The 20067-nt window shown below is 67.9% G+C and carries 19 protein-coding genes; 12 read left to right on the forward strand and 7 right to left on the reverse strand.

Annotated features, from left to right (window positions below):
- Window positions 1–12: 12 nt before the first annotated feature.
- Genes CFB52_RS31715 through argE form a run of 3 tightly spaced genes read left to right on the forward strand, consistent with a single transcriptional unit; the run spans window position 13 to window position 2292 of the window.
- Window positions 13–462 (forward strand): RidA family protein, encoded by a 450-nt coding sequence (locus tag CFB52_RS31715; RefSeq protein ID WP_059574963.1) that lies wholly within the window; start codon window positions 13–15, stop codon window positions 460–462.
- Window positions 459–1136 carry a DUF1028 domain-containing protein gene (locus tag CFB52_RS31720; protein ID WP_059642824.1) on the forward strand — a complete coding sequence of 226 codons (678 nt, stop codon included), beginning with the start codon at window positions 459–461 and terminating at the stop codon, window positions 1134–1136. Before CFB52_RS31715 ends, CFB52_RS31720 begins: the two co-directional genes overlap by 4 nt.
- Window positions 1129–2292, forward strand: a complete 1164-nt coding sequence (gene argE, locus CFB52_RS31725; RefSeq protein WP_099318409.1) for an acetylornithine deacetylase — start codon at window positions 1129–1131, stop codon at window positions 2290–2292. Before CFB52_RS31720 ends, argE begins: the two co-directional genes overlap by 8 nt.
- Before the next feature lie 79 nt (window positions 2293–2371).
- Here argE and CFB52_RS31730 read toward each other — a convergent pair whose 3' ends face one another.
- Window positions 2372–3295: a LysR substrate-binding domain-containing protein gene (locus tag CFB52_RS31730; protein WP_059574969.1), complete on the reverse strand. Its 924-nt coding sequence runs from the start codon at window positions 3293–3295 to the stop codon at window positions 2372–2374.
- Window positions 3296–3636: 341 nt separating this feature from the next.
- Here CFB52_RS31730 and CFB52_RS31735 point away from each other — a divergent pair, with 341 nt between their 5' ends.
- Entirely contained in the window at window positions 3637–5058 is a 1422-nt protein-coding gene (locus tag CFB52_RS31735) for a cytosine permease (protein WP_059642907.1), read from the forward strand.
- A gap of 134 nt (window positions 5059–5192) precedes the next feature.
- Here the strand turns inward: CFB52_RS31735 and CFB52_RS31740 are convergent, their stop codons facing one another.
- From CFB52_RS31740 to CFB52_RS31760, 5 genes are all read right to left on the reverse strand, one after another.
- Window positions 5193–7472 carry an FdhF/YdeP family oxidoreductase gene (locus CFB52_RS31740; protein ID WP_099318410.1) on the reverse strand — a complete coding sequence of 760 codons (2280 nt, stop codon included), beginning with the start codon at window positions 7470–7472 and terminating at the stop codon, window positions 5193–5195.
- 123 nt (window positions 7473–7595) lie between these two features.
- Entirely contained in the window at window positions 7596–10436 is a 2841-nt protein-coding gene (locus CFB52_RS31745; protein ID WP_099318411.1) for an ATP-dependent Clp protease ATP-binding subunit, read from the reverse strand.
- Between the two features lie 615 nt (window positions 10437–11051).
- Window positions 11052–11321 (reverse strand): hypothetical protein, encoded by a 270-nt coding sequence (locus CFB52_RS31750; protein WP_089466238.1) that lies wholly within the window; start codon window positions 11319–11321, stop codon window positions 11052–11054.
- Between the two features lie 104 nt (window positions 11322–11425).
- Window positions 11426–12241 carry a family 1 encapsulin nanocompartment shell protein gene (locus CFB52_RS31755; RefSeq protein WP_099318412.1) on the reverse strand — a complete coding sequence of 272 codons (816 nt, stop codon included), beginning with the start codon at window positions 12239–12241 and terminating at the stop codon, window positions 11426–11428.
- Window positions 12234–13313, reverse strand: coding sequence for a Dyp-type peroxidase (locus tag CFB52_RS31760; RefSeq protein ID WP_099318413.1), 1080 nt, complete (start codon window positions 13311–13313; stop codon window positions 12234–12236). Before CFB52_RS31760 ends, CFB52_RS31755 begins: the two co-directional genes overlap by 8 nt.
- 407 nt (window positions 13314–13720) lie before the next feature.
- Here CFB52_RS31760 and CFB52_RS34890 point away from each other — a divergent pair, with 407 nt between their 5' ends.
- From CFB52_RS34890 to CFB52_RS31795, 7 genes are all read left to right on the forward strand, one after another.
- Window positions 13721–13858 carry a hypothetical protein gene (locus CFB52_RS34890; protein ID WP_180278295.1) on the forward strand — a complete coding sequence of 46 codons (138 nt, stop codon included), beginning with the start codon at window positions 13721–13723 and terminating at the stop codon, window positions 13856–13858.
- Window positions 13859–13863: 5 nt separating this feature from the next.
- Window positions 13864–14316 carry a phosphate-starvation-inducible protein PsiE gene (locus tag CFB52_RS31770; RefSeq protein ID WP_059575194.1) on the forward strand — a complete coding sequence of 151 codons (453 nt, stop codon included), beginning with the start codon at window positions 13864–13866 and terminating at the stop codon, window positions 14314–14316.
- Between the two features lie 96 nt (window positions 14317–14412).
- On the forward strand, window positions 14413–14868 hold the full coding sequence (locus CFB52_RS31775; protein ID WP_060009250.1) for a DUF1269 domain-containing protein: 456 nt from the start codon (window positions 14413–14415) through the stop codon (window positions 14866–14868).
- Window positions 14869–14902: 34 nt separating this feature from the next.
- On the forward strand, window positions 14903–15151 hold the full coding sequence (locus CFB52_RS31780) for a hypothetical protein (protein ID WP_006481293.1): 249 nt from the start codon (window positions 14903–14905) through the stop codon (window positions 15149–15151).
- 299 nt (window positions 15152–15450) lie between these two features.
- Window positions 15451–16875, forward strand: a complete 1425-nt coding sequence (locus CFB52_RS31785; protein ID WP_099318414.1) for a PLP-dependent aminotransferase family protein — start codon at window positions 15451–15453, stop codon at window positions 16873–16875.
- Between the two features lie 208 nt (window positions 16876–17083).
- Window positions 17084–18613, forward strand: coding sequence for an FAD-dependent oxidoreductase (locus CFB52_RS31790; protein WP_099318415.1), 1530 nt, complete (start codon window positions 17084–17086; stop codon window positions 18611–18613).
- A gap of 42 nt (window positions 18614–18655) precedes the next feature.
- Window positions 18656–19033 (forward strand): DUF5594 family protein, encoded by a 378-nt coding sequence (locus tag CFB52_RS31795; RefSeq protein WP_099318416.1) that lies wholly within the window; start codon window positions 18656–18658, stop codon window positions 19031–19033.
- A gap of 49 nt (window positions 19034–19082) precedes the next feature.
- Here the strand turns inward: CFB52_RS31795 and CFB52_RS31800 are convergent, their stop codons facing one another.
- Window positions 19083–19301 carry a DUF6566 family protein gene (locus CFB52_RS31800; protein ID WP_006481288.1) on the reverse strand — a complete coding sequence of 73 codons (219 nt, stop codon included), beginning with the start codon at window positions 19299–19301 and terminating at the stop codon, window positions 19083–19085.
- Window positions 19302–19423: 122 nt separating this feature from the next.
- On the opposite strand from CFB52_RS31800, the gene CFB52_RS31805 reads away from it, so the two are divergent.
- On the forward strand, window positions 19424–20062 hold the full coding sequence (locus tag CFB52_RS31805) for a MarC family protein (protein WP_089466118.1): 639 nt from the start codon (window positions 19424–19426) through the stop codon (window positions 20060–20062).
- Window positions 20063–20067 lie beyond the last annotated feature (5 nt).

The following is a 20067-nucleotide window of genomic DNA, read 5'->3' on the forward strand; positions in this document are numbered from 1 at the left end:
CGAAGGACTTCGATGAGCCAGCCTACCCATACGCGTATCCGCATGTTCAACACGAAGGATACCTACCCGAACCAGACGCTCGACAACGACCTGTGCCAGGCGGTGCGCGCCGGCAACACCGTCTACGTGCGCGGCCAGGTCGGCACCGATTTCGGCGGCAACCTGATCGGCCTCGGCGATGCACGCGCGCAGGCGGAGCAGGCGATGAAGAACGTCAAGCAGTTGCTCGAGGAAGCCGGCAGCGACCTCACGCACATCGTGAAGACGACGACCTACCTGATCGACCCGCGTTATCGCGAACCCGTGTACCAGGAAGTCGGTAAGTGGCTGAAGGGCGTCTATCCGATCTCGACGGGGCTCGTCGTCTCGGCGCTCGGCCAGCCGCAATGGCTGATGGAGATCGACGTGATTGCGGTGATTCCCGACAACGGGCAGCCGAACCGCGCACAGGAGGCGACATGACTTTCTCCATCGTCGGGCGTTGCCCGGAGACGGGCCAGCTCGGTATCGCGATCAGCTCGTCGAGCATCGCGGTGGGCGCACGCTGCCCGTGGGTGCGCGCGGGCGTCGGCGCGGTCGCGACGCAGAACGTCACGCTGCCGGCCCTTGGGCCGCAGACGCTGGACCTGATCGAGCACGAGCAGCTCGCGCCCGCCGCCGCGCTCGACCGCGCGCTGAGCGCGAACGGCTGGAGCCAGTACCGGCAGGTCACGGTGATCGACGGGCAGGGGCAAACGGCGTGTTTCACCGGTAAGGAAGCGCTCGGCACGCACCACGCGGTGCGCGGCGAGCAATGCGTGGCGGCCGGCAACCTGCTGGCTTCGCCCGACGTGATCGGCGCGATGGTGCGCGCGTTCGAGCAGGCGTCCGGCTTGCTCGCCGATCGTCTGCTGGCCGCGATGCACGCGGCGATGGTAGCCGGCGGCGAGGCGGGGCCCGTGCATTCGGCCGCGTTGAAGGTGGCCGGCGACGTGGTCTGGCCGATCGTCGACCTGCGCGTCGACTGGGCCGATACCGACCCGATCGGGCAGCTCGATGCGCTGTGGCGTGCGTATCGGCCGCAGATGCAGGACTACCAGACGCGCGCGCTGGACCCGACCGCCGCGCCGAGCTACGGAGTGCCGGGCGATGAATGACACGTCGAGCCGCGCGTTGCTCGAACGGCTGATCGCGTTCGCGACGGTCAGCCGCGATTCGAACCTCGAGATGATCGGCTTCATCCGCGACTATCTCGCGGGCTTTGGCGTGGCGAGCGAGCTGTTCCACAACGCGGACCGCACAAAGGCGAGCCTGTACGCGACGATCGGCCCGTACGTGCGCGGCGGCGTGGCGCTGTCAGGCCATACCGACGTCGTGCCGGTCGACGGGCAGGCGTGGACGGTCGAGCCGTTCCGGCTGACCGAGCGCGACGGCCGCCTGTACGGCCGCGGCACGGCCGACATGAAGGGTTTCATCGCGTCGGTGCTCGCGGCCGTGCCGGCGTTCGTCGCGCGGCCGTCGCGTGAACCGGTGCATCTCGCGTTCTCGTACGACGAGGAAATCGGTTGCGTCGGCGTGCGGCCGATGCTCGCCGAGTTGGCCAAGCGTGCGCACCGCCCGCGCGTATGCGTGATCGGCGAGCCGACCGAGCTCAAGCCGGTGCTCGGCCACAAAGGCAAGCTCGCGATGCGGTGCCACGTGAAGGGCGCGGCGTGCCACTCGGCGTATGCGCCGCTCGGTGTCAACGCAATCGACTACGCGGCGAAGCTGATCGGCCGGCTCGGCGAGATCGGCGCGGCGCTCGCGCGGCCCGACCGGCACGACAGCCGTTTCGATCCGCCGTTCTCGACCGTGCAGACGGGGCTGATCAAGGGCGGCCGCGCGCTGAACATCGTGCCGGCCGAATGCGAATTCGATTTCGAGGTGCGGGCGCTGCCCGATTTCGATGCGCACGACGTGCCGAGAACGCTGCAGGACTATGCGGAATCCGAACTGTTGCCGAAGATGCGCGCGGTGCAGCCCGATACCGACATCCGGCTGCAGCCGCTCGGTGCGTATCCGGGGCTGGCGACCGCGCCGGACAGCGATGCCGCGCGCCTGCTCGCGACGTTGAGCGGGTCCGACGCGTTCGGCACGGTGGCGTTCGGCACCGAGGGCGGCCTGTTCGGGCAGGCCGGCATCCCGACCGTCGTGTGCGGGCCCGGCAGCATGGATCAGGGGCACAAGCCCGACGAGTTCGTCACGCTCGAACAACTGCACGGATGCGACGCGATGATGGCGCGCCTCGCCGCATATCTCGCTTGCGCCGGCTGAACCGGCGGCCGACACGCACGCATCGCATCGTGCGGCGCGTGCGTGTGCTTGTTCCCGTTCCTGTTTGCGATCGCGGCGCTTACCGCGCCGCTCGAGCGACGATCTGCGCAAGCCGCTCGCGGCAGAAGTCGACGAATGACTGCGCCTGCTTCGTGAGCTGGCCGCGCTTCAGCCGCGCACTCACGAGCCCCGACGGGCTCACCGTTTCGCTGAGCGCGATCGTCACGACGCGCTGGCCGTCGTACGTGTATTCGGAGTGCGGACGCGTGACGAGCAGCGAGAAGCCGAATCCCTGGCCGACCATCCCGCGCACCATCTCGATCGACGGCGAGCCGAACACGATGTTCGGCGTGAGCCCGAGTTCATGAAACAGACTGACGAAGTACGTGCGGCTCGGCTGCACGTCGAGCAGGATCATCGGCTCGACGCACAGGTCGCGCAGCGACACGTGCGTCTGGCCCGCGAACCGATGGTGCTCCGGCAGCAGCACGTACGGCTGCTGTGGCGGCATCAGCGGCTCGGTTTCGATCGTGCCGTCCAGATCGTGGTCGTACATCAGCGCGAGGTCGAACGTGCCCGACGTCAGTCCCTGCACGAGTTCCTGCTGGTCGCCGTCGCGCAGCCGGATGTTCACGCCCGGGTAGCGCTCGCGAAAGCCGGCGATCAGTTGCGGCAGATAGAGCGGCGCGACGGTCTCGAAGCAGCCGATGTCGATCTGCCCGGTGACCACGTCGTTGTCGGCGAGCGCGTTCTGTTCGAACTCGTGCGCGATGCGCAGCAGTTCCTGCGCTTTCCGGTAGAAGCGCGTGCCGCTCGGCGTCAGCGACACGCCCTGCGCGTGATGGCGAATGAACAGCTTCACGCCGAAGCTTTCCTCGAGCCCCTTGATCGCGCTGGAAATCGACGGCTGCGCGATGAAGAGCTGGCGCGACGCCTCGGCGACGCTGCCGGATTCGACCGTCGTGATGAAGTATTTCAGTTGCCGCAAAGTGTAGTGAGCCACAAGCACCTCTGATGCCCGGCCCCGGCGTGCCGCCGCGGGCGCACGTGCGTTCCATAGGGAAACAGACCCTGGCACCTTACCCGAAGTCGTCCGGCGCCGAACATTCCGCTGCAGAGCTTTTTCGTATATCCCGAAAATATTTTTAGTATTTTCCGGTCCCCACCCACGTGGCGCACCATCGTCTCCAACCTGGATCGCGACGAGGCCGCGTACGCCGGCGGGCGTCATCCGCCCCCGTCTGCCGCGCATCGCGCATCCGGACCCGATTGCAGGCGCGCATCCCGGCGCGCACCGGCGAAAACGGCCCGCGCGCATCGCCGCGCACGACAGGAGGCATCACCATGACGAACGCGGAACGCAATGCGTCCCCGATGATAGAGAAACACACGATCGGCTACGTGCCGCCCACGGAGCGCCACGGCAAGGTGCGCGACCTGTTCACGCTCTGGTTCGGCGGCAACATCGCGCCGCTGCCGATCGTGACCGGCGCGCTCGGCGTGCAGCTGTTCCACCTGAACCTGATGTGGGGCATCGTCGCGATCGTCGTGGGCCAGGCGGTCGGCGGCGTGCTGATGGCGCTGCATTCGGCGCAGGGGCCGCAGATGGGCATCCCGCAGATGATCCAGAGCCGCGCACAGTTCGGCTCGTGGGGCGCGCTGCTCGTCACGGTGATCGCGGCGGTGATGTATGTCGGTTTCTTCGCGTCGAACATCGTGCTCGCCGGCAAGTCGGTGCACGGCATCGCACCGTCGGTGCCGGTGCCCGTCGGCATCGTGATCGGTGCGGTCGGCTCCGGGCTGATCGGGATCGTCGGTTACCGGTTCATCCACATCCTGAACCGCATCGGCACGTGGGTGCTCGGTATCGGCATCGCCGTCGGCTTCTGGATGATCCTGTCGCACGTGAGCACGGCCGATTTCCTCACGCGCGGCGGTTTCGACTTCGCGGGCTGGCTCGCGACGGTGTCGCTGTCGGCGCTGTGGCAGATCGCGTTCGCGCCGTACGTGTCGGACTATTCGCGCTATCTGCCGGAGGACGTGGGCGTCGCGTCGACGTTCTGGGCGACCTATCTCGGCTGCACGATCGGCTCGACGCTCGCGTTCATCTTCGGCGCGGTCGCGGTGCTCGCGGTGCCCGCCGGCGCGGACACGATGGATGCGGTCAAGCAGGCGACGGGCCCGCTCGGCCCGCTGATGCTCGTGCTGTTCCTGCTGAGCGTGATCAGCCACAACGCGCTGAACCTGTACGGCGCGGTGCTCGCGGTGATCACGTCGGTGCAGACGTTCGCGTACAAGTGGATTCCGACCGCGAAGGCGCGCGCGGTGGTATCGGTTGTAATCTTCGTCGCGTGCTGCTATGCGGCGATCGGCGCGTCGACGAACTTCGTCGGCAACCTCGTCGATCTGGTGCTTGCGCTGCTGGTGGTGCTGGTGCCGTGGACGGCGATCAACCTGATCGACTTCTACGTGATCCACAAGGGCAAGTACGATATTCAGTCGATCTTCATGGCCGACGGCGGCGTGTACGGCCGCTTCAACCCCCAGGCGCTGCTCGCGTATGCGATCGGCATCGTCGTGCAGATTCCGTTCATGAACACGCCGATGTATGCGGGCCCGATTCCCGCGCATCTGGGCGGCGCGGACCTGTCGTGGCTCGTGGGCCTGCTGCTCACCTCGCCGCTGTACTACTGGCTCGCGACGCGCGACAGCGCGTACCGGCGCCGGCAGGGCGCGGCGCATCTGCCGCCGACGGCGGCGCGGTAAACGCGGCGTCGTTCGACGCGATCGAATGAAACGGCCGCTGCATCGGTAGCGATGCGGCGGCCGCGAGGCCGAGGAGCAGGGCGGCAGGCGGGCCGAAGGGCGCGGCGTGTGCCGCGACCCCGCCCGCCCGCGGATCAGACCACCGCCGAGCGCGCGACGCGCACCGGCACCGACTTGTACGACGGCGTGCCGCTTTCCTTGTCGATGTAGTCGAGCGGCACGAGCACGTTCGCTTCCGGATAGTACGCACCGACCGAGCCCGGCGCGATGTCGTACTCGATCGCGGTGATCTTCTCGAGGCGCAGTGTGCGGCCCGACGCGGTGACCGTCTCGATGTCGACGAGGTCGCCGTGCTCGAGCCCGTACTTGTCGAGATCGGCCGCGTTCATGAACAGCACGTCACGCCGGCCGAACACGCCGCGATAGCGATCGTCGAGACCGTAGATCGTCGTGTTGTACTGATCGTGGCTGCGCAGCGTGATGAGACGCAGCACCTGCTCGGCGCCGAGCACGTCCGCGTCCTCCTTCACGCCCTTGTAGACCGAGAACATCGCCTTGCCGGTCGGCGTCGGCCATACGCGCTCGGTGGGCGGCAGCGGCAGGCGGAAGCCGCCCGGCGTGCGGATCCGCTCGTTGAACGCCTCGAAGCCGGATACCGTCTTGTCGATCAGGTCGCGGATGCGGTCGTAGTCGGCGATCAGGTCGAGCCACGCGACCTTGCTGTTCGGCAGCGTCGCGTGCGCGATGCCGGCGACGATCGCAGGCTCCGAGCGCAACTGGTCCGACGCGGGCTTGAGCTTGCCGGCCGACGCGTGGACCATCGACATCGAATCCTCGACCGTGATCGACTGCGGGCCGGTGGCCTGCATGTCGAACTCGGTGCGGCCGAGCACCGGCAGGATGAAGGTTTCCTTGCCGACCAGCAGATGCGAACGGTTCAGCTTCGTGCCGAGATGCACGCTCAGGTCGAGCTTCGCCATCGCCGGGAACGACAGCTCGGGATCGGGCAGCGCGACCGCGAAGTTGCCGCCGAGGCACAGCAGCGCCTTCGCGGTGCCGTCGATCATCGCCTGCATGGCCTGCACGGCATCGTGCCCGTGCTGCGCGGGCGGCGTGAAGCCGCACACGTCCTCGATCTTCTTCAGGAATTCGGCCGACGGCTTCTCGGTGATGCCGACGGTGCGGTTGCCCTGCACGTTCGAATGGCCGCGCAGCGGGCACACGCCGGCGCCCGGCTTGCCGATGTTGCCGCGCATCAGCAGCAGGTCGGCGATCAGGCGCACGGTGGCCGTGCCCTTGTTGTGCTGCGTGACGCCCATCCCGTACGTGATGATCGTCGCGTTCGACTTCGCGTACGCGAGCGCGACCTGTTCGAGCTGCGCCTGGCTCAGGCCGCTCGCGCGCTCGATGTCGTCCCACGACGTCGCTTCGAGGTCGGCCGAGAATGCATCGAAGCCGTTGGTGTGCTGCGCGATGAAGTCGCGGTCGAGCACGCCGCCTTGCTCGGCTTCGAGCTTCAGCAGCGCCTTCATGATGCCCTTCAGCGCGGCCGCGTCGCCGCCCGCATCGACCTGGTAGTACGTCGACGCGATCCGCGTCGAGCCGAACGACGCCATCTCGATCATGTCCTGCGGATCGGCGAAGCGCTCGAGCGCGCGCTCGCGCAGCGGGTTGAACACGATGATCGGTACGTTGCGGCGCGCGCACTCGTGCAGCGTGCCCATCATTCGCGGATGGTTCGTGCCGGGATTGTGACCGATCGAGATGATCAGCTCGCAGTGGTCGAAATCCTCCAGCGACACGGTGCCCTTGCCGATGCCGATCGACTGCGGCAGGCCGACGCTGGTCGGCTCGTGACACATGTTCGAGCAATCGGGGAAGTTGTTGGTGCCGAGCTCGCGCGCGAACAGCTGGTACAGGTACGCGGCTTCGTTCGACGCGCGGCCGGACGTGTAGAACTCGACCTGCTCGGGCGGCAGCGCGCGCAGCACTTCGCCGATGCGCGCGAATGCATCGTCCCATTCGATCGCGCGGAACGTGTCGGTCGCGCGGTCGTAGGCGAGCGGATGCGTGAGCCGGCCCATGTTCTCCAGTTCGTAGTCCGACATGCGCAGCAGCGACGACACGGTGTTCGCCGCGAAGAACTCGGGCGTCACGCGCTTGGTCGTCGCTTCCCACGTGACGGCCTTCGCGCCGTTCTCGCAGAACTGGAACGTCGACTTGTGCTCCTTGTCCGGCCACGCACAACCGGGACAGTCGAAGCCGTCGGGCTGGTTGGTCCGCATCAGCACGATCGGCGCCTCGATGGTTTCCATCTGCGTGCGCACCGCATCGGCTGTCGCGCGAAGCGCGCCCCAACCGCCGGCGGGCCCGTCGTATTTCCTGATGCCTGGCACTTCGCGTCGATTTGTCATGGTGAATCTCCAATAGCCGGGCCCGATGCGGGTGGCTCGGTTGCGCCGTGTCGCGGCGTGGGGCGGCTCCGTCCGGCGGACGGAGCCGATCATGCGTGCCCCGGGTGGCGGGGCATGCGTTTTTTAGTGCGCGTCCTTCTTCGCGCCGGACGACTTCTTGCCCGACGGCTTCGCGGCAGGCGGTGGGGCGTCCGCGGGCGTGTCTTGCGGCTTCGCGTCTGCTGCCGCCTTGGCGGTCTTGCCGTTCGGCTTGGCCTTGCCGTCGGCGTCCTTCGCGTCTTTCGCCTCCTTCGCTTCAGGCGCGGCGAGCTTGTTGAACGTCACTTCGTCGCTGTCCTTGTCGTAGTCGACCTCGCACTTGTCGCCCGACTTCAGCCGGTCGGCGAGGATCTCCTTCGCGAGCCGTGTCTCGATCGTCTGGCGGATCTGGCGCTTCAGTTCGCGCGCGCCGAACTCCGGCTGGTAGCCGGCTTCGGTCAGGTGCGCGACGAGCGAGTCGCCCATCACGAGCGTGATGTCCTGCGCGGCGGCCGTGCGCACCACGCGGTCGAGCTGGATCTGCACGATCGCGCGGATGTTCTCCTTCGACAGCGCGTGGAACACGATCACCTCGTCGATCCGGTTCAGGAACTCGGGGCGGAAATGCCCTTTGAGCACCTGCATCAGTTCGTCGCGGATCGCCTTGTCGGTCTTGCGCGCGGCTTCCGGCTGCGTGAGGTTGTCCATGATGATCGCCGCGCCGAGGTTGCTGGTCGCGATGATGATCGTGTTGCTGAAATCGACCACGCGGCCCTTGCCGTCGGTGAGACGCCCGTCGTCGAACACCTGCAGCAGCACGTTGTAGACGTCCGGATGCGCCTTCTCGATCTCGTCGAGCAGGATCACGCTGTACGGGCGGCGCCGCACGCGCTCGGTGAGCTGGCCGCCTTCGTCGTAGCCGACGTAGCCGGGCGGCGCGCCGATCAGCCGCGCGACCGCATGCCGCTCCATGTATTCGGACATGTCGATGCGGATGATCGCCTGCTCGTCGCCGAACACGGTCTCGGCCAGCGCCTTCGCGAGTTCGGTCTTGCCGACGCCCGTCGGCCCGAGGAACAGGAACGTCGCGATCGGCCGGTGCGTCTGGCCGAGCCCCGCGCGCGACAGCCGCACGGCATCGCTGACGGCGACCACCGCATCGCTCTGGCCGACCACGCGCTCGCGCAGCTGCTCTTCCATCTTCATCAGCTTCTGGCGTTCTTCCTGCGTGAGCTCGGACACGGGGATGCCGGTCAGCCGCGACACGACCTCGGCCACCGATTCGACGGTCACTTCGAGCGTTTCCGAGCCGGTCTTGCGCTGCCACGCCTCCATCATCTCGTCGACGGCCTTCTGCTTCGCGTTGATCTGCTCTTCGAACTGTTTCGCTTCGTCGAAGCGCTTGCGCGACGTCGCATAATCCTGCTCGCGCTTCAGTTGCGCGATCTGCGCTTCGCCTTCCTGAATGTCGACCGGGCGCGACGTCGCGCCGATCCGCACGCGCGCGGCGGCCTGGTCGATCAGGTCGATCGCCTTGTCGGGCAGGAAGCGCGACGTGATGTAGCGGTCGGCGAACTCGGCGGCCGCGACGAACGCGTCGTCGGCGAACGTCACCTGGTGGTGCGCCTCGAGGCTGTCGCGCAGCCCGCGCAGGATCACGATCGTCTGCTCGACGCTCGGCTCCGGCACGAACACCGGCTGGAAACGGCGTTCGAGCGCGGCGTCCTTCTCGATGTACTTCTGGTATTCGTTGAGCGTCGTCGCGCCGATCAGGCTCAGCTCGCCGCGTGCGAGCGCGGGCTTCAGCACGTTCGCGATGTCGAGGCCGCCTTCGCCGCCGCCCTGGCCCGCGCCGACGATCGTGTGCAGCTCGTCGATGAACAGGATCAGTTCGTCCTGCTTCGCGGTCACCTCGTCGATCAGCTGCTTCGCGCGTTCCTCGAATTCGCCGCGATACTTCGCGCCGGCCACCATCGAGTTGATGTTGACTTCGACGAGCCGCTTGTCGCGCAGCACTTCGGGTACGTCGCCGTTGACGATGCGCTGCGCGAGGCCTTCGACGATCGCGGTCTTGCCGACGCCCGGCTCGCCGATCAGCACCGGGTTGTTCTTCTTGCGGCGGGCGAGCACCTCGATCGTGCTCTCGATTTCCTGCGCGCGGCCGAGCACCGGATCGAGCTTGCCCTGGCGCGCGATCGCGGTGAGGTCGCGGCCGAACTTGTCGAGGTTCGGCGTGCCGGTCGGCGCATCGACGCGGCCGTCCTCGGCGCCCTTGCCGACCACCTTCACGACCTTCTGGCGCAGCGCCTCGGGCGTCACGCCGTATTTCTTCAGCAACGTGCCGGCGACACTGTCCGGCACCGCCGCGAGCCCGATCAGCAGGTGCTCGGGGCCGATATACGAGTGGCCGAGATCGCGCGACGCCTGGAACGCATACTGCACGGCCTTCTTCACGCGCGGCGAGATCGACAGCTTGTCGAGCGGCGCATCGGGGGCGGCCGTGCCGGTGTGTGCATGCGCGTCGATGTACGACTTGATGTCGTCCGGCGACAGCTTCAGTTCCTTCAGCAGCGCGGCGCAGACGTCGGTGTCCGCGAGCGCGTACAGCAGATGCTCGGAATCGAGTTCGCTGCGGCGCAATTCATGCGCCTTCTCGGCCGCGCGCTGCAGCAGTTCGAGCGTCTGTTCGCTGAACGCGTCGGTCGGGTCGACCGATTCGCGCGGAATCTCGGCGGCGAGCGGCGATTCGTCGCCGAGCCCGCCGAACAGCGACGACGGTCCGCCTCCGCCCAGCAGCGAATCGAACGGATTCAGCATGCTCTGATGCCGCATCAGTTGACGGAAATGGTAATCGCAGATCGAGATCGTCTTGCGCTCGCCGTCCTGCATCACGGTTGCGCGCGCAACGGCCGGCCGCGCGTGGCAGATATCGCAAAGTGCGGGCATGGTGGTCTGGCTCCTGTCGGTGAAGGTGGGTCGAAGGTGCGGCCCGATGCGGTGCGGCGCTCGCGCGTCCCGACCGCACGTGCACGGCGCGCACCGCGGCGGCGCGCGCGCCGCACCCGTGCGGTCGCATGGCGCGCGCCGGCGTGGCGCACGGTCGCGGTCGGGGCGGGAAGCGCGAGTGCCGCGAGGAGCCCGCGGCATCGCTTCGACTGCGTTCAAAATAACGAATCGGCGTGGGCCATCCAAGACACAGTTCCTGGCCGGGCCGGCCGCGAATTGCACCCTCACATGGGCGCGCGATTCGGCGGCAAGGAGTACAGACGGGCAAGCGCGCGGCGGCGCGGGCGTGCGCGGCGTGTGCGGCTGGCGGTGGAAGGGGGCGGGAACCGACGGCGTGCGAACGGCACGCGGTGCGACATCGGCGCGCATGGTGCCGGCCGCCGGCAAACGGGGCGCGAAACGGGGCGCAACACGCAATGCAACACGCGGCGCGGGTGCGAACCGGTGACGTCCGACCGCGCCCGCACCGCAGCCGATGCGCGCCGTGGGGTCGGAGAAGGCGAGAGCGGGTTGCACGGTAGACGCCGGGCATCGCGCAACCATGGTGAGCCGCGATCAGTCCGACAGGTTCATCGCGAGCCGTTGCCGTGCGATCTGTTTCACGTCGGCGGACAGTGCCGCATTCGGCAGACCATTGGCCCAGACGGAGAACGAATCCTCGATCAGGTTGCGTGTGTCGGGCGGCAGCTCGGCCAGCATCAGCGACACGACGGTAAACAGCACGGCGGTGTCGCCGGCCTGGCGGCTCGCGTTGGCGTCGACCGTCTGCTTCAGGGTCGCGACGGACGCCTGCAGCGTCTGTAATGCGTCATTTGATTCGCTCACGACATTCTCCATGCAAGATGGGCTGGATCGGCGACGAACCTGCGGCCGGCGGGGCGGCCGTCGCGTGCGGCGCCCGGGCGGGCACCGCGCGCCGGCAACCGCGCTCAGGCGGCCGCGTTGCCCTGCGGCGCCACGGCCACCGATGCCTCGCTCGTCAGCATCAGGAACGTGAACGTTTCGCGCAGGTACAGGCGGACGCTCTTGTCGGTGTGGCTTGTGTAGCCGATCGACACGTCTTCGCCGAGATGCAGCTCGTAATCGCCGCCGCGCGTGGACAGCACGCAGCCGCCGCTGATCGCCGGCGCCCAGATGATCTCGCCGCTGACGATGCGCTTGATATGGCCGAGGACCGGATAGCCCTGGTCGCGCGCTTCGCTGAGCGCGGTGTACGCGTCCGACCCGAGCACGACCGAGTACGGGCCGTCCACCCCGGCGAGGCGCAGCGCTTCCAGCGCGTCGCTGATCGCGTCCGGGTACGCGGCGACATCCGCCGGCAGCGTGAGCCGGCGGTTCGACGTGCCTTCGCGGACGCCGACGATGCCGGCCGCGCGGTAGCCGTCGAAGATTGCGCCGTCCTCGGCGAATGCGAGCCGCTGCGCGGCTTCCTTCGCCGGCTGCCAGTCGGCGTCACGCGCGCCGCGCTCGACGCTGTCGATCGCGTCGCGGCTCAGCTCGAACGGCACCGTCAGCTCGACGATCGTGCGCGCTTCGCGCAGCCGCGCGTTCACGAGCTCGCGCGGCGCGGCGACGTCGAGCAGGTGCCCGGTGCCGACCGCCGACAGCTCGGGGCCCGCGGGGCCGTCGACGTCGACGACACGGCGGCCGGCCACCGAGCGTTTGAAGGTGCGCGCCACTTCCTCCTCGATTTGTTCCCACGCGGACGACGAGATCGGGGCGAGTTCGCGGTGCAGGTTATTCATAGGTCGGGGTTCCTTTCAGCGAGCCGATGTTCAGCGAGCCGTCGCGCTGCGGTACGGAAAGCGCGGGCGGCGTGGATTCCGGTTGGGCGGCGTCGGCGGCCGGCGCCGGACGGTCGGCGAGCGCTTCGAGCAGGTCGGCCGACGGCACGAAGAACAGCGAGCCGGTGACCGCGCGGCTGTAGTCGAGCAGGCGGTCGTAGTTGCCGGGCGGGCGGCCGACGAACATGTTCTCGAGCATCTGCTCGATCGGCGCCGGCGAGCGCGCATAGCCGATGAAATAGGTGCCGAATTCGCCGGCGCCCGGGCGCCCGAACGGCATGTTGTCGCGCAGGATCTTCACTTCCTGGCCGCCCTCGTCGAGCGTGGTCAGCGAGCTGTGCGAGCACGACGGCTTCACGTCCGGCGCGAGCTCGATGTCGGACAGTTTGGTGCGGCCGATGATGCGCTCCTGCGTCTCGACCGCGAGCGCGTTCCAGCCGGCCATGTCGTGCAGGTACTTCTGCACGAGCACGTAGCTGCCGCCCGCGAATTCGGCGTCCTCGTCACCGATCACCGTGAAGTCGACCGCTTCGCGGCCTTCCGGGTTCTCGGTGCCGTCGACGAAGCCGATCATCGCGCGCTGGTCGAAATTGCGGAAGCCGTGCACCTCGTCGACGACCGTGACCGCGCTGCCGAGCGCGCCGAGCAGTTGCGTCGCGAGCTCGAAGCACAGGTCCATCGCTTCGGCGCGGATGTGCAGCAGGATGTCGCCGGGCGTCGCGATGGCGACGCGCTGGCCCGCGCCGAATTCGCGGAACGGATGCAGCGACGCGGGGCGCGGCTCGCCGAACAGCGCATCCCATGCATCGGAGCCGAAGCCGCATACGCACGTGAGGTTGCCGCCCGGCACGCGCTTGCCGACCGAGCGCACGAGCGCGGCGATGTTGCCGCACCATGAACGGATCGTGTCGGCGTGATCGGCGCCGGGATTGATCGTCGCCACGAGAAAGATCGCGCTGCGCGTGATCGGGCTGTGGACGGCCTGGGAAAGCGGGGGGCGGTTGGTTTGCATCGCGGCCTGCCGGTCAGTCATGTCGGGACGGACGGGCCGCGGCAGCCGCGGCGCGCGAAGGCGAACGGTTGGACTGTGTCATGCGACTGATCTCTTTGTGACGTGCGGATGAAGGACGTTGCGCGGGCATCGCGCAACGGGCCGCTGCGGCGGCCGGCCCCCCGGCGCGAAGGGGAGGCAGACGTGGGGGCCGCGCGTTCGCCCGGCGCGTGACTGCCTGCACCGCGTAACGTCGTCGAGCCTGCAATCTAGCAGCTTCGGCGGGTCTTTGGAACACGTATCGACGATCTGTCATTCGAATGGGTTGATCGAGGTCCGATTGGGTGCGGCGCGCGTGCAGCTGTACTCCTGAAGCCGGCGACGCTGTGCTCTTGAGCGGGCGTGGCGCATGCAGTAGATTCGGTTCGCTCCGCCCGGCGACGGTCATCATGATGAACCTTTTGGAAGCGATGCGTATTTTCGGTGCAATCGTCGAGCACGGTGGGCCGTCCGGCGCGGGCTTTCCGTTCCCCGAGATCCCTTGCCACGGCGACGGCGCGTCGATCGCGGCACCTACGACACTGTGAGCGCGTTGAATACATCCACTGCATCCGCCGATACGGCCGCCGAACGCATCCGCCGCCGCTTCGGCCATTTTCTTCATGCGGCCGAGTTGGCCGGGCTGGTCGTGATCGGGCTCGCGACCGCGTTCGCGATGGCGCAGGAGGCGTGGAAGGTCGTGCTCGCGGGCGAGGTGTCGCTGACCGACCTGCTGCTGATGTTCCTGTATCTGGAAGTGCTCGCGATGGACTTGCGCTACCTGCGGCTCGGCCGGTTGCCGGTGCGGTTCCCGCTGTTCATCGCGATGACGTCGCTCGCGCGCGACCTGATCCTGCGCGGCGCGACCGACAGCCCCGAGCGGATGCTGATGACGACCTTCGGGATCGTGCTGCTCGCGGTCGGCGTGCTGATCCTGAGCTTCGGCCAGCATCGCTTTCCGGCGGACGTCGACGATGTCGAGGACGACGTGCATGCCGGCCGGTAACGCGCGGGCGGCGTTCGAAGCGAAGCCCGACGCGAAGACCGACGCGCCGTACACGGCGCGGCGGCTCGGCCCTCATTCAATCAAGCGAGGTGTTGCATGACCAGACAATTGATCGTCGCCGTGTTCGGCAGCGTCGAGACGGCCCGCCAGGCCGCGCACGATTTCGACGCGCTGTCGGAGAAGAACGAAGGATTCCACATCGAGAATGGCGTCGTCGTCGAGAAGGACGCGAACGGCAAGCTCGCGGTGCTCGACGCCGAATCGCGGCCGTTCAAGGGCGGCGTAATCGGCGCGCTCGCGGGTGGGTTGCTCGGCCTGCTCGCCGGGCCGCTCGGCGTGGTGACCGGCATGGCGGCCGGCGCGGGCGCCGGCGTGCTCGCGCAGGCGGCCGGCAACGCGCTGCTCGACGGCACGTTCGTCGAGACGGTCGCGGCGCGGCTCGTGCCCGGCAGCGTCGCGGTCATTCTCGAAGCGAAGGAGGACACGCCGTTCTCGGTCGACAACGTCGTGACAGGATTCGGCGGCAAGGTCTTTCGCCAGGCGCTCGGCTGAGCGCGCACCTTTCGAACCGATTCGGGAGAACCGCATGCGCATCGATCAATCGTACCGGCGCTTCGACATCGCGGCGACGCTGTCGCCGCTGCCCGGCAACCGCGCGATCGCGAGCGTCGACGTGACGACCGACGATCCGGGCCGCCTCGCCGATCTCGGCACCGGCCAGTTCCTGCAGATCCGCAAGTGGCTCGAGTCGAACGACGTCGCGCTGCTGACGGTGGTGTTCGACGAGTGCAAGGTCGCGATCGACCACTACGCGGACAACGTCGACGACGCGTAAGGGCGAGCGGGCCCGCGCATTCATGGGCGGGCCGCGCCGTCGCATTCGCATCTGTTCACCACGCCGGCCGGAATTGCCGTTTCCCCGCCAAACTGTCACTTACATTCGCCGAAATGACGCAGTAGGATGCCGAACCTTGTCTTCATGAGATTCGCATTGCTATTCGCCTTCAACTTCGGTAACGGACGAGGTTCCAGCCGGGACACCCGCACCCGGCGACGGCTATCCGGCTTCGTGCGTCGGCGCGGCCGTGCCGTCCATGCCGCGCAAGCCGGTTCATCGCTCGCGGGGCGAGGCGGATGAAGCTCTACGAGAAATTTGCGAACGACGTAGAGCGACTCATTCGGCAAGGGGTATATCGGCACGGCGATCGCGTGCCGTCGGTGCGGCAGGCGAGCCAGCAGCACCGGATCAGCATCACGACCGTGCTGCACGCGTATCTGCTGCTGGAAAGCCGCGGGCTGCTCGAAAGCCGTCCGCAGTCCGGCTATTTCGTGAACCTGCGCCGCGACGACGGCCATGCGCCGGTGCGCGAGCTGCGGCCGTCGAAGCCGATCGCGATCTCGTCGTCGGTCGACGTGAGCCGGCTCGTGCTGTCGACGCTGCGCTCGATCGGCACGGACGACGCGGTGCCGCTCGGCTCGCCGTATCCGGACCCGAGCCTGTTTCCGTTCGAGAAGCTGAACCGCTACGCGTACGCGGCCGGTCGCGACAAGTCGCTGTGGGGCGTGACCGACGGGTTGCCGCCCGGCCATCCGCGGCTGATCCGGCAGATCGCCCGCCGCTACCTGGAAAACGGGATGTCGGTGGACCCGAACGAGATCATCGTGACGGTCGGCGCGACGGAGGCAATCAACCTGTGCCTGCAGGCGGTGGCGAAGCCGGGCGACACGATCGCGGTGGAGTCGCCGACGTTCTACGCGATGCTGCACGCGATCGAGCGGATGGGGATGAAGGCGATCGAGGTGGCGACGCATCCGGAATACGGGATCGACATCGCGGCGCTGGCCGCGATCGCGAAGTCGCAGCCGATCGCCGCGTGCATGGTGATGCCGAATTTCCAGAACCCGCTGGGCTTTCAGATGCCGGACGAGCGAAAACGCGAACTGGTCGAATTCGCAACGAAGGCCGACCTGCCGATCATCGAGAACGGCGTGTACAACGAACTGTATTTCGGCAACACGCATCCGAGCATGCTGAAGTCGTTCGACCGCCATGGCATCGTGCTGCACTGTTCGTCGTTCTCGAAGAGCCTGACAGCGGCGTACCGGATCGGCTGGGCACTGCCGGGTCGCTATCGCGAACAGGTCGAGAAGCTGAAGTTCCTGAATACGCTCGCGACGCCGTCGTTGCCGCAACTGGCGATCGCGGAGTTTCTCGAACGCGACGGCTACGAGCATCACCTGCGGCGGATTCGCAAGGCGTATGCGCAGCAGGCGAACCTGATGCGCGCGATGGTGTCGCGATTCTTCCCGGAGGGCACGCGCATTTCGAGCCCGGCGGGCGGGTACGTGCTGTGGGTCGAGCTGCCCGCGCAGGTCGATGCGATGCGGCTGTACCAGCTCGCGCTGGAGCAGGGGATCACGATCGGGCCCGGCTACATGTTCTCGATCACGGACAACTACCGGAACTTCATCCGGTTGAACTACAGCAGCCCGTGGTCGCAGGAGATCGAGCAGGCGGTTGTCGTCGTCGGCAAGCTAGTCGCATCGTGCATCGACTGAGCGCGCCGCGGCGTGCGGCGCGGCTTGCGCGCCCCGTGGCAGCGCGGCCGGCGTGTTGCGCCGCAACGTCGACCACGTTCCACGCCGGTCATGGAGCGCGTGCAAGCTACAGTCCGCGTTTGCGTGCGCTGCGGGGCGTCTGTACCTGTTTCTTTTCAGGACGAATGCCGATAATGGGATCGTCACCTGACTTTTCGGGAGCCACGTCATGACTGGAAGCGATGCTGCGTCCTCGCCGGATCTCACCCAAGGGATCGCGCTCGACGATCTCGCTGACGGCGCGATGATCGAGGGCCATGTCGGCGACGCGGCGGTGCTGCTCGTGCGCCGCGGCGACGAACTGTTCGCGGTGGGCGCGCAATGCCCGCACTATGGCGGCCCGCTGGCCAAGGGCCTGCTGGTCGGCGACACGATTCGCTGTCCGCGGCATCACGCGGCGTTCTGCCTGCGCACCGGCGAGATGGAGCGCGCGCCGGCGCTCGACGGGCTGCCGTGCTGGCGCGTCGAGCGGCGCGATGGCCGCGCGGTCGTACTCGATGCGCGGCCGGCCGCCGTGCCGCCTGCGTTGAAGACGAGCGGGCTGCCCGCGTCGGTCGTGATCGTCGGCAGCGGCGCCGCTGCGATCGCGGCGGCCGTGACGCTGCGGCAGGAAGGCTATCCGCATGCGATTACGCTGCTGAGCGCCGATGCCGATCCGCCGTACGACCGGCCGAATCTGTCGAAGGATTACCTCGCGGGCACGGCGCAGGCCGACTGGCTGCCGTTGCGCGCGCCGTCGTTCTATACCGACCAGCGCATCGACGTGCGCTGCAACACGCGGGTCGCGCGCATCGATCCGGCGCAACGCGCGGTCGAGCTCGCCGACGGCAGCCGTATCGAGTACGGCGCGCTGCTGCTTGCCACGGGCGCCGAACCGAACCGGCTGAACGTGCCCGGCGCCCATCTGCCGCACGTGTGTACGTTGCGCTCGCGCGCCGATTGCGACGCGCTGATCGCCAGGCTGAAAACGGCGCGCCGCTGCGTGGTGGTCGGCGCGAGCTTCATCGGGCTCGAAGCGGCCGCCGCGTTTCGCACGCGCGGGCTCGACGTGCATGTGGTCGCGCCCGATCCGCATCCGATGGGCCGCGTGCTCGGCGATGCGCTCGGCGACACGATCAAGGCGCTGCACGAAGCGCACGGCGTCGTATTCCATCTCGGCGCGACGCCCGCGCGGATCGGGCCGGACAGCGTGACGCTGTCGAGCGGCGACGTGCTGCCGGCCGACGTCGTACTGGTCGGCATCGGCGTGCATCCGAACGTCGAACTCGCGCAGGACGCCGGGCTCGCCGTCGAACGCGGCGTCACGGTCGACCGCTTCCTGCAGACGAGCGCGCCTGGCATCTACGCGGCCGGCGATATCGCGCGCTGGCCCGATCCGCTGACGGGCGAGCGGATTCGCGTCGAGCACTGGGTCGTCGCCGAGCGGCAAGGCATCGTCGCCGCGCGCAACATGCTCGGCCAGCAGCGGCCGTTCGACGCGGTGCCGTTTTTCTGGAGCCAGCATTACGACGTGACGATCCGCTATGTCGGGCATGCGGCGCAATGGGATCGCGTCGAGATCGACGGCGACCTCGGCGCGCACGACTGCTCGATCGCGTACTGGCGCGGCAACACGCGGCTCGCGGTCGCGACGATCGCCCGCGATCTCGACAACCTGAAGGCCGAAGCAGCGTTCGAGCGGCAGATGGCTTCCGCATGAAAGCAGCATGACGATACACACCGAACCTTGAATGGAGGCGAAATGAACCCCGACGTTCGTGCCCGTTTCGAAACCGAGTTTGCGCCGCGCATCGCGACGCGCCTGCGTGGCCTGTATCAACCCGGCGAAGTGAAGGTCGACGTCGTGCCGCACGACGGGCAGGGCAGCCCGACCTGTGTCGACGTGATCGGCCTCACGTCGACGGTCGGCCTGCCGAACCGGCTGAACGCGCGGCTCGCGTGGCGCGACGACGCGATCGCCGGTCTGCTGGCCGAGCCCGACCACAGCCACTTCGATCGCTATCTCGCGGCGCTGCCGGTCACGATCGAGCGCTGGCAGATGGAGTTGCCGGTCGATTTCAGCACCCGGACGCAGCGCGATCGCGAGATCCTGATCGGCGACCTCGATTTCGATGCGTGACCTGCATCGTGCGATGCCGGCCGACGCTGCGCGGATGAGCCGAGTGCGGTTACCGGTCGCGCGTCCTGATTATCACGCGCCCCTGGTCGATACCGCCGCGCAGCGCTTCGTCGCATGTCAGCCATTCGGGCGTGACGAGTTCGGGCGCGGGCAGATCGACGGGCGCGCCGTCGCGGAAGATCCGCACCTGCGCAACCCACGCGCCGTTCGCGTTGCGCGTCGCGTCGACGCGAATCTCGTGACCCATGAAAGTGTCGGTGGCTTGCATCGATCGGGGCCCTCCGTCGTGATTGAACGTCGTGCGTGGATCGTATCAGCATGGCGTGCGCCGCGCATCGAAAACGAACCGGCGTGGGCGTTTCACTTGCCGCGCGAGACGGGAGCGACCCTGTGGCCTTCGACCTGACCTTTTCCGTCAAGGTGTTCGCGGCGCTGTTCGCGATCATGAACCCGATCGCGAACATCCCGGTGTTCCTGTCGCTGACCGAAGGCGCGGCGGACGGCGTGCGCCGCAAGGTCGCGCTCACGGCCGCGATCGGCGTGACGGTCGGCTGCATCGTGTCGGCCGTCGCGGGCGGCGCGATCCTGCGCGTGTTCGGTTTGACGATCGACGATTTCCGCCTCGCGGGCGGGCTGCTGGTGCTGCTGATCGCGCTGTCGATGCTGCATGGTGCGCCGAGCCGCCAGCATGCGCCGGGCAGCGACGAAGGCGCCGATCCGACGGCCGCCGAAAGCGTCGCGATCTACCCGTTGACGATCCCGTTGCTGGTGGGCCCCGGCACGATCGCGACGATGATCGTGCTCGGGCACGGTGCCGTCGCGACCGGGCAGGAACTCGCGTTCGCGCTCGGGCTCGGCGCGTTTCTCGTGCTGCTGGCCGCGTCGCTGCTGTCGGCGCCGGTGATCGGCCATTACCTGTCGCCGCGCGTGACGGCCGTCACGCAGCGCCTGATGGGGATGATTCTCGCGGCCATCGCGATGCAGATGGTCGTCGCGAGCCTGAAGGCCGCGTTCGGGCTGCCGCACTGAGCACG

It is taken from the genome of Burkholderia sp. AU18528 (assembly GCF_002223215.2).
Taxonomy (GTDB): domain Bacteria; phylum Pseudomonadota; class Gammaproteobacteria; order Burkholderiales; family Burkholderiaceae; genus Burkholderia; species Burkholderia semiarida.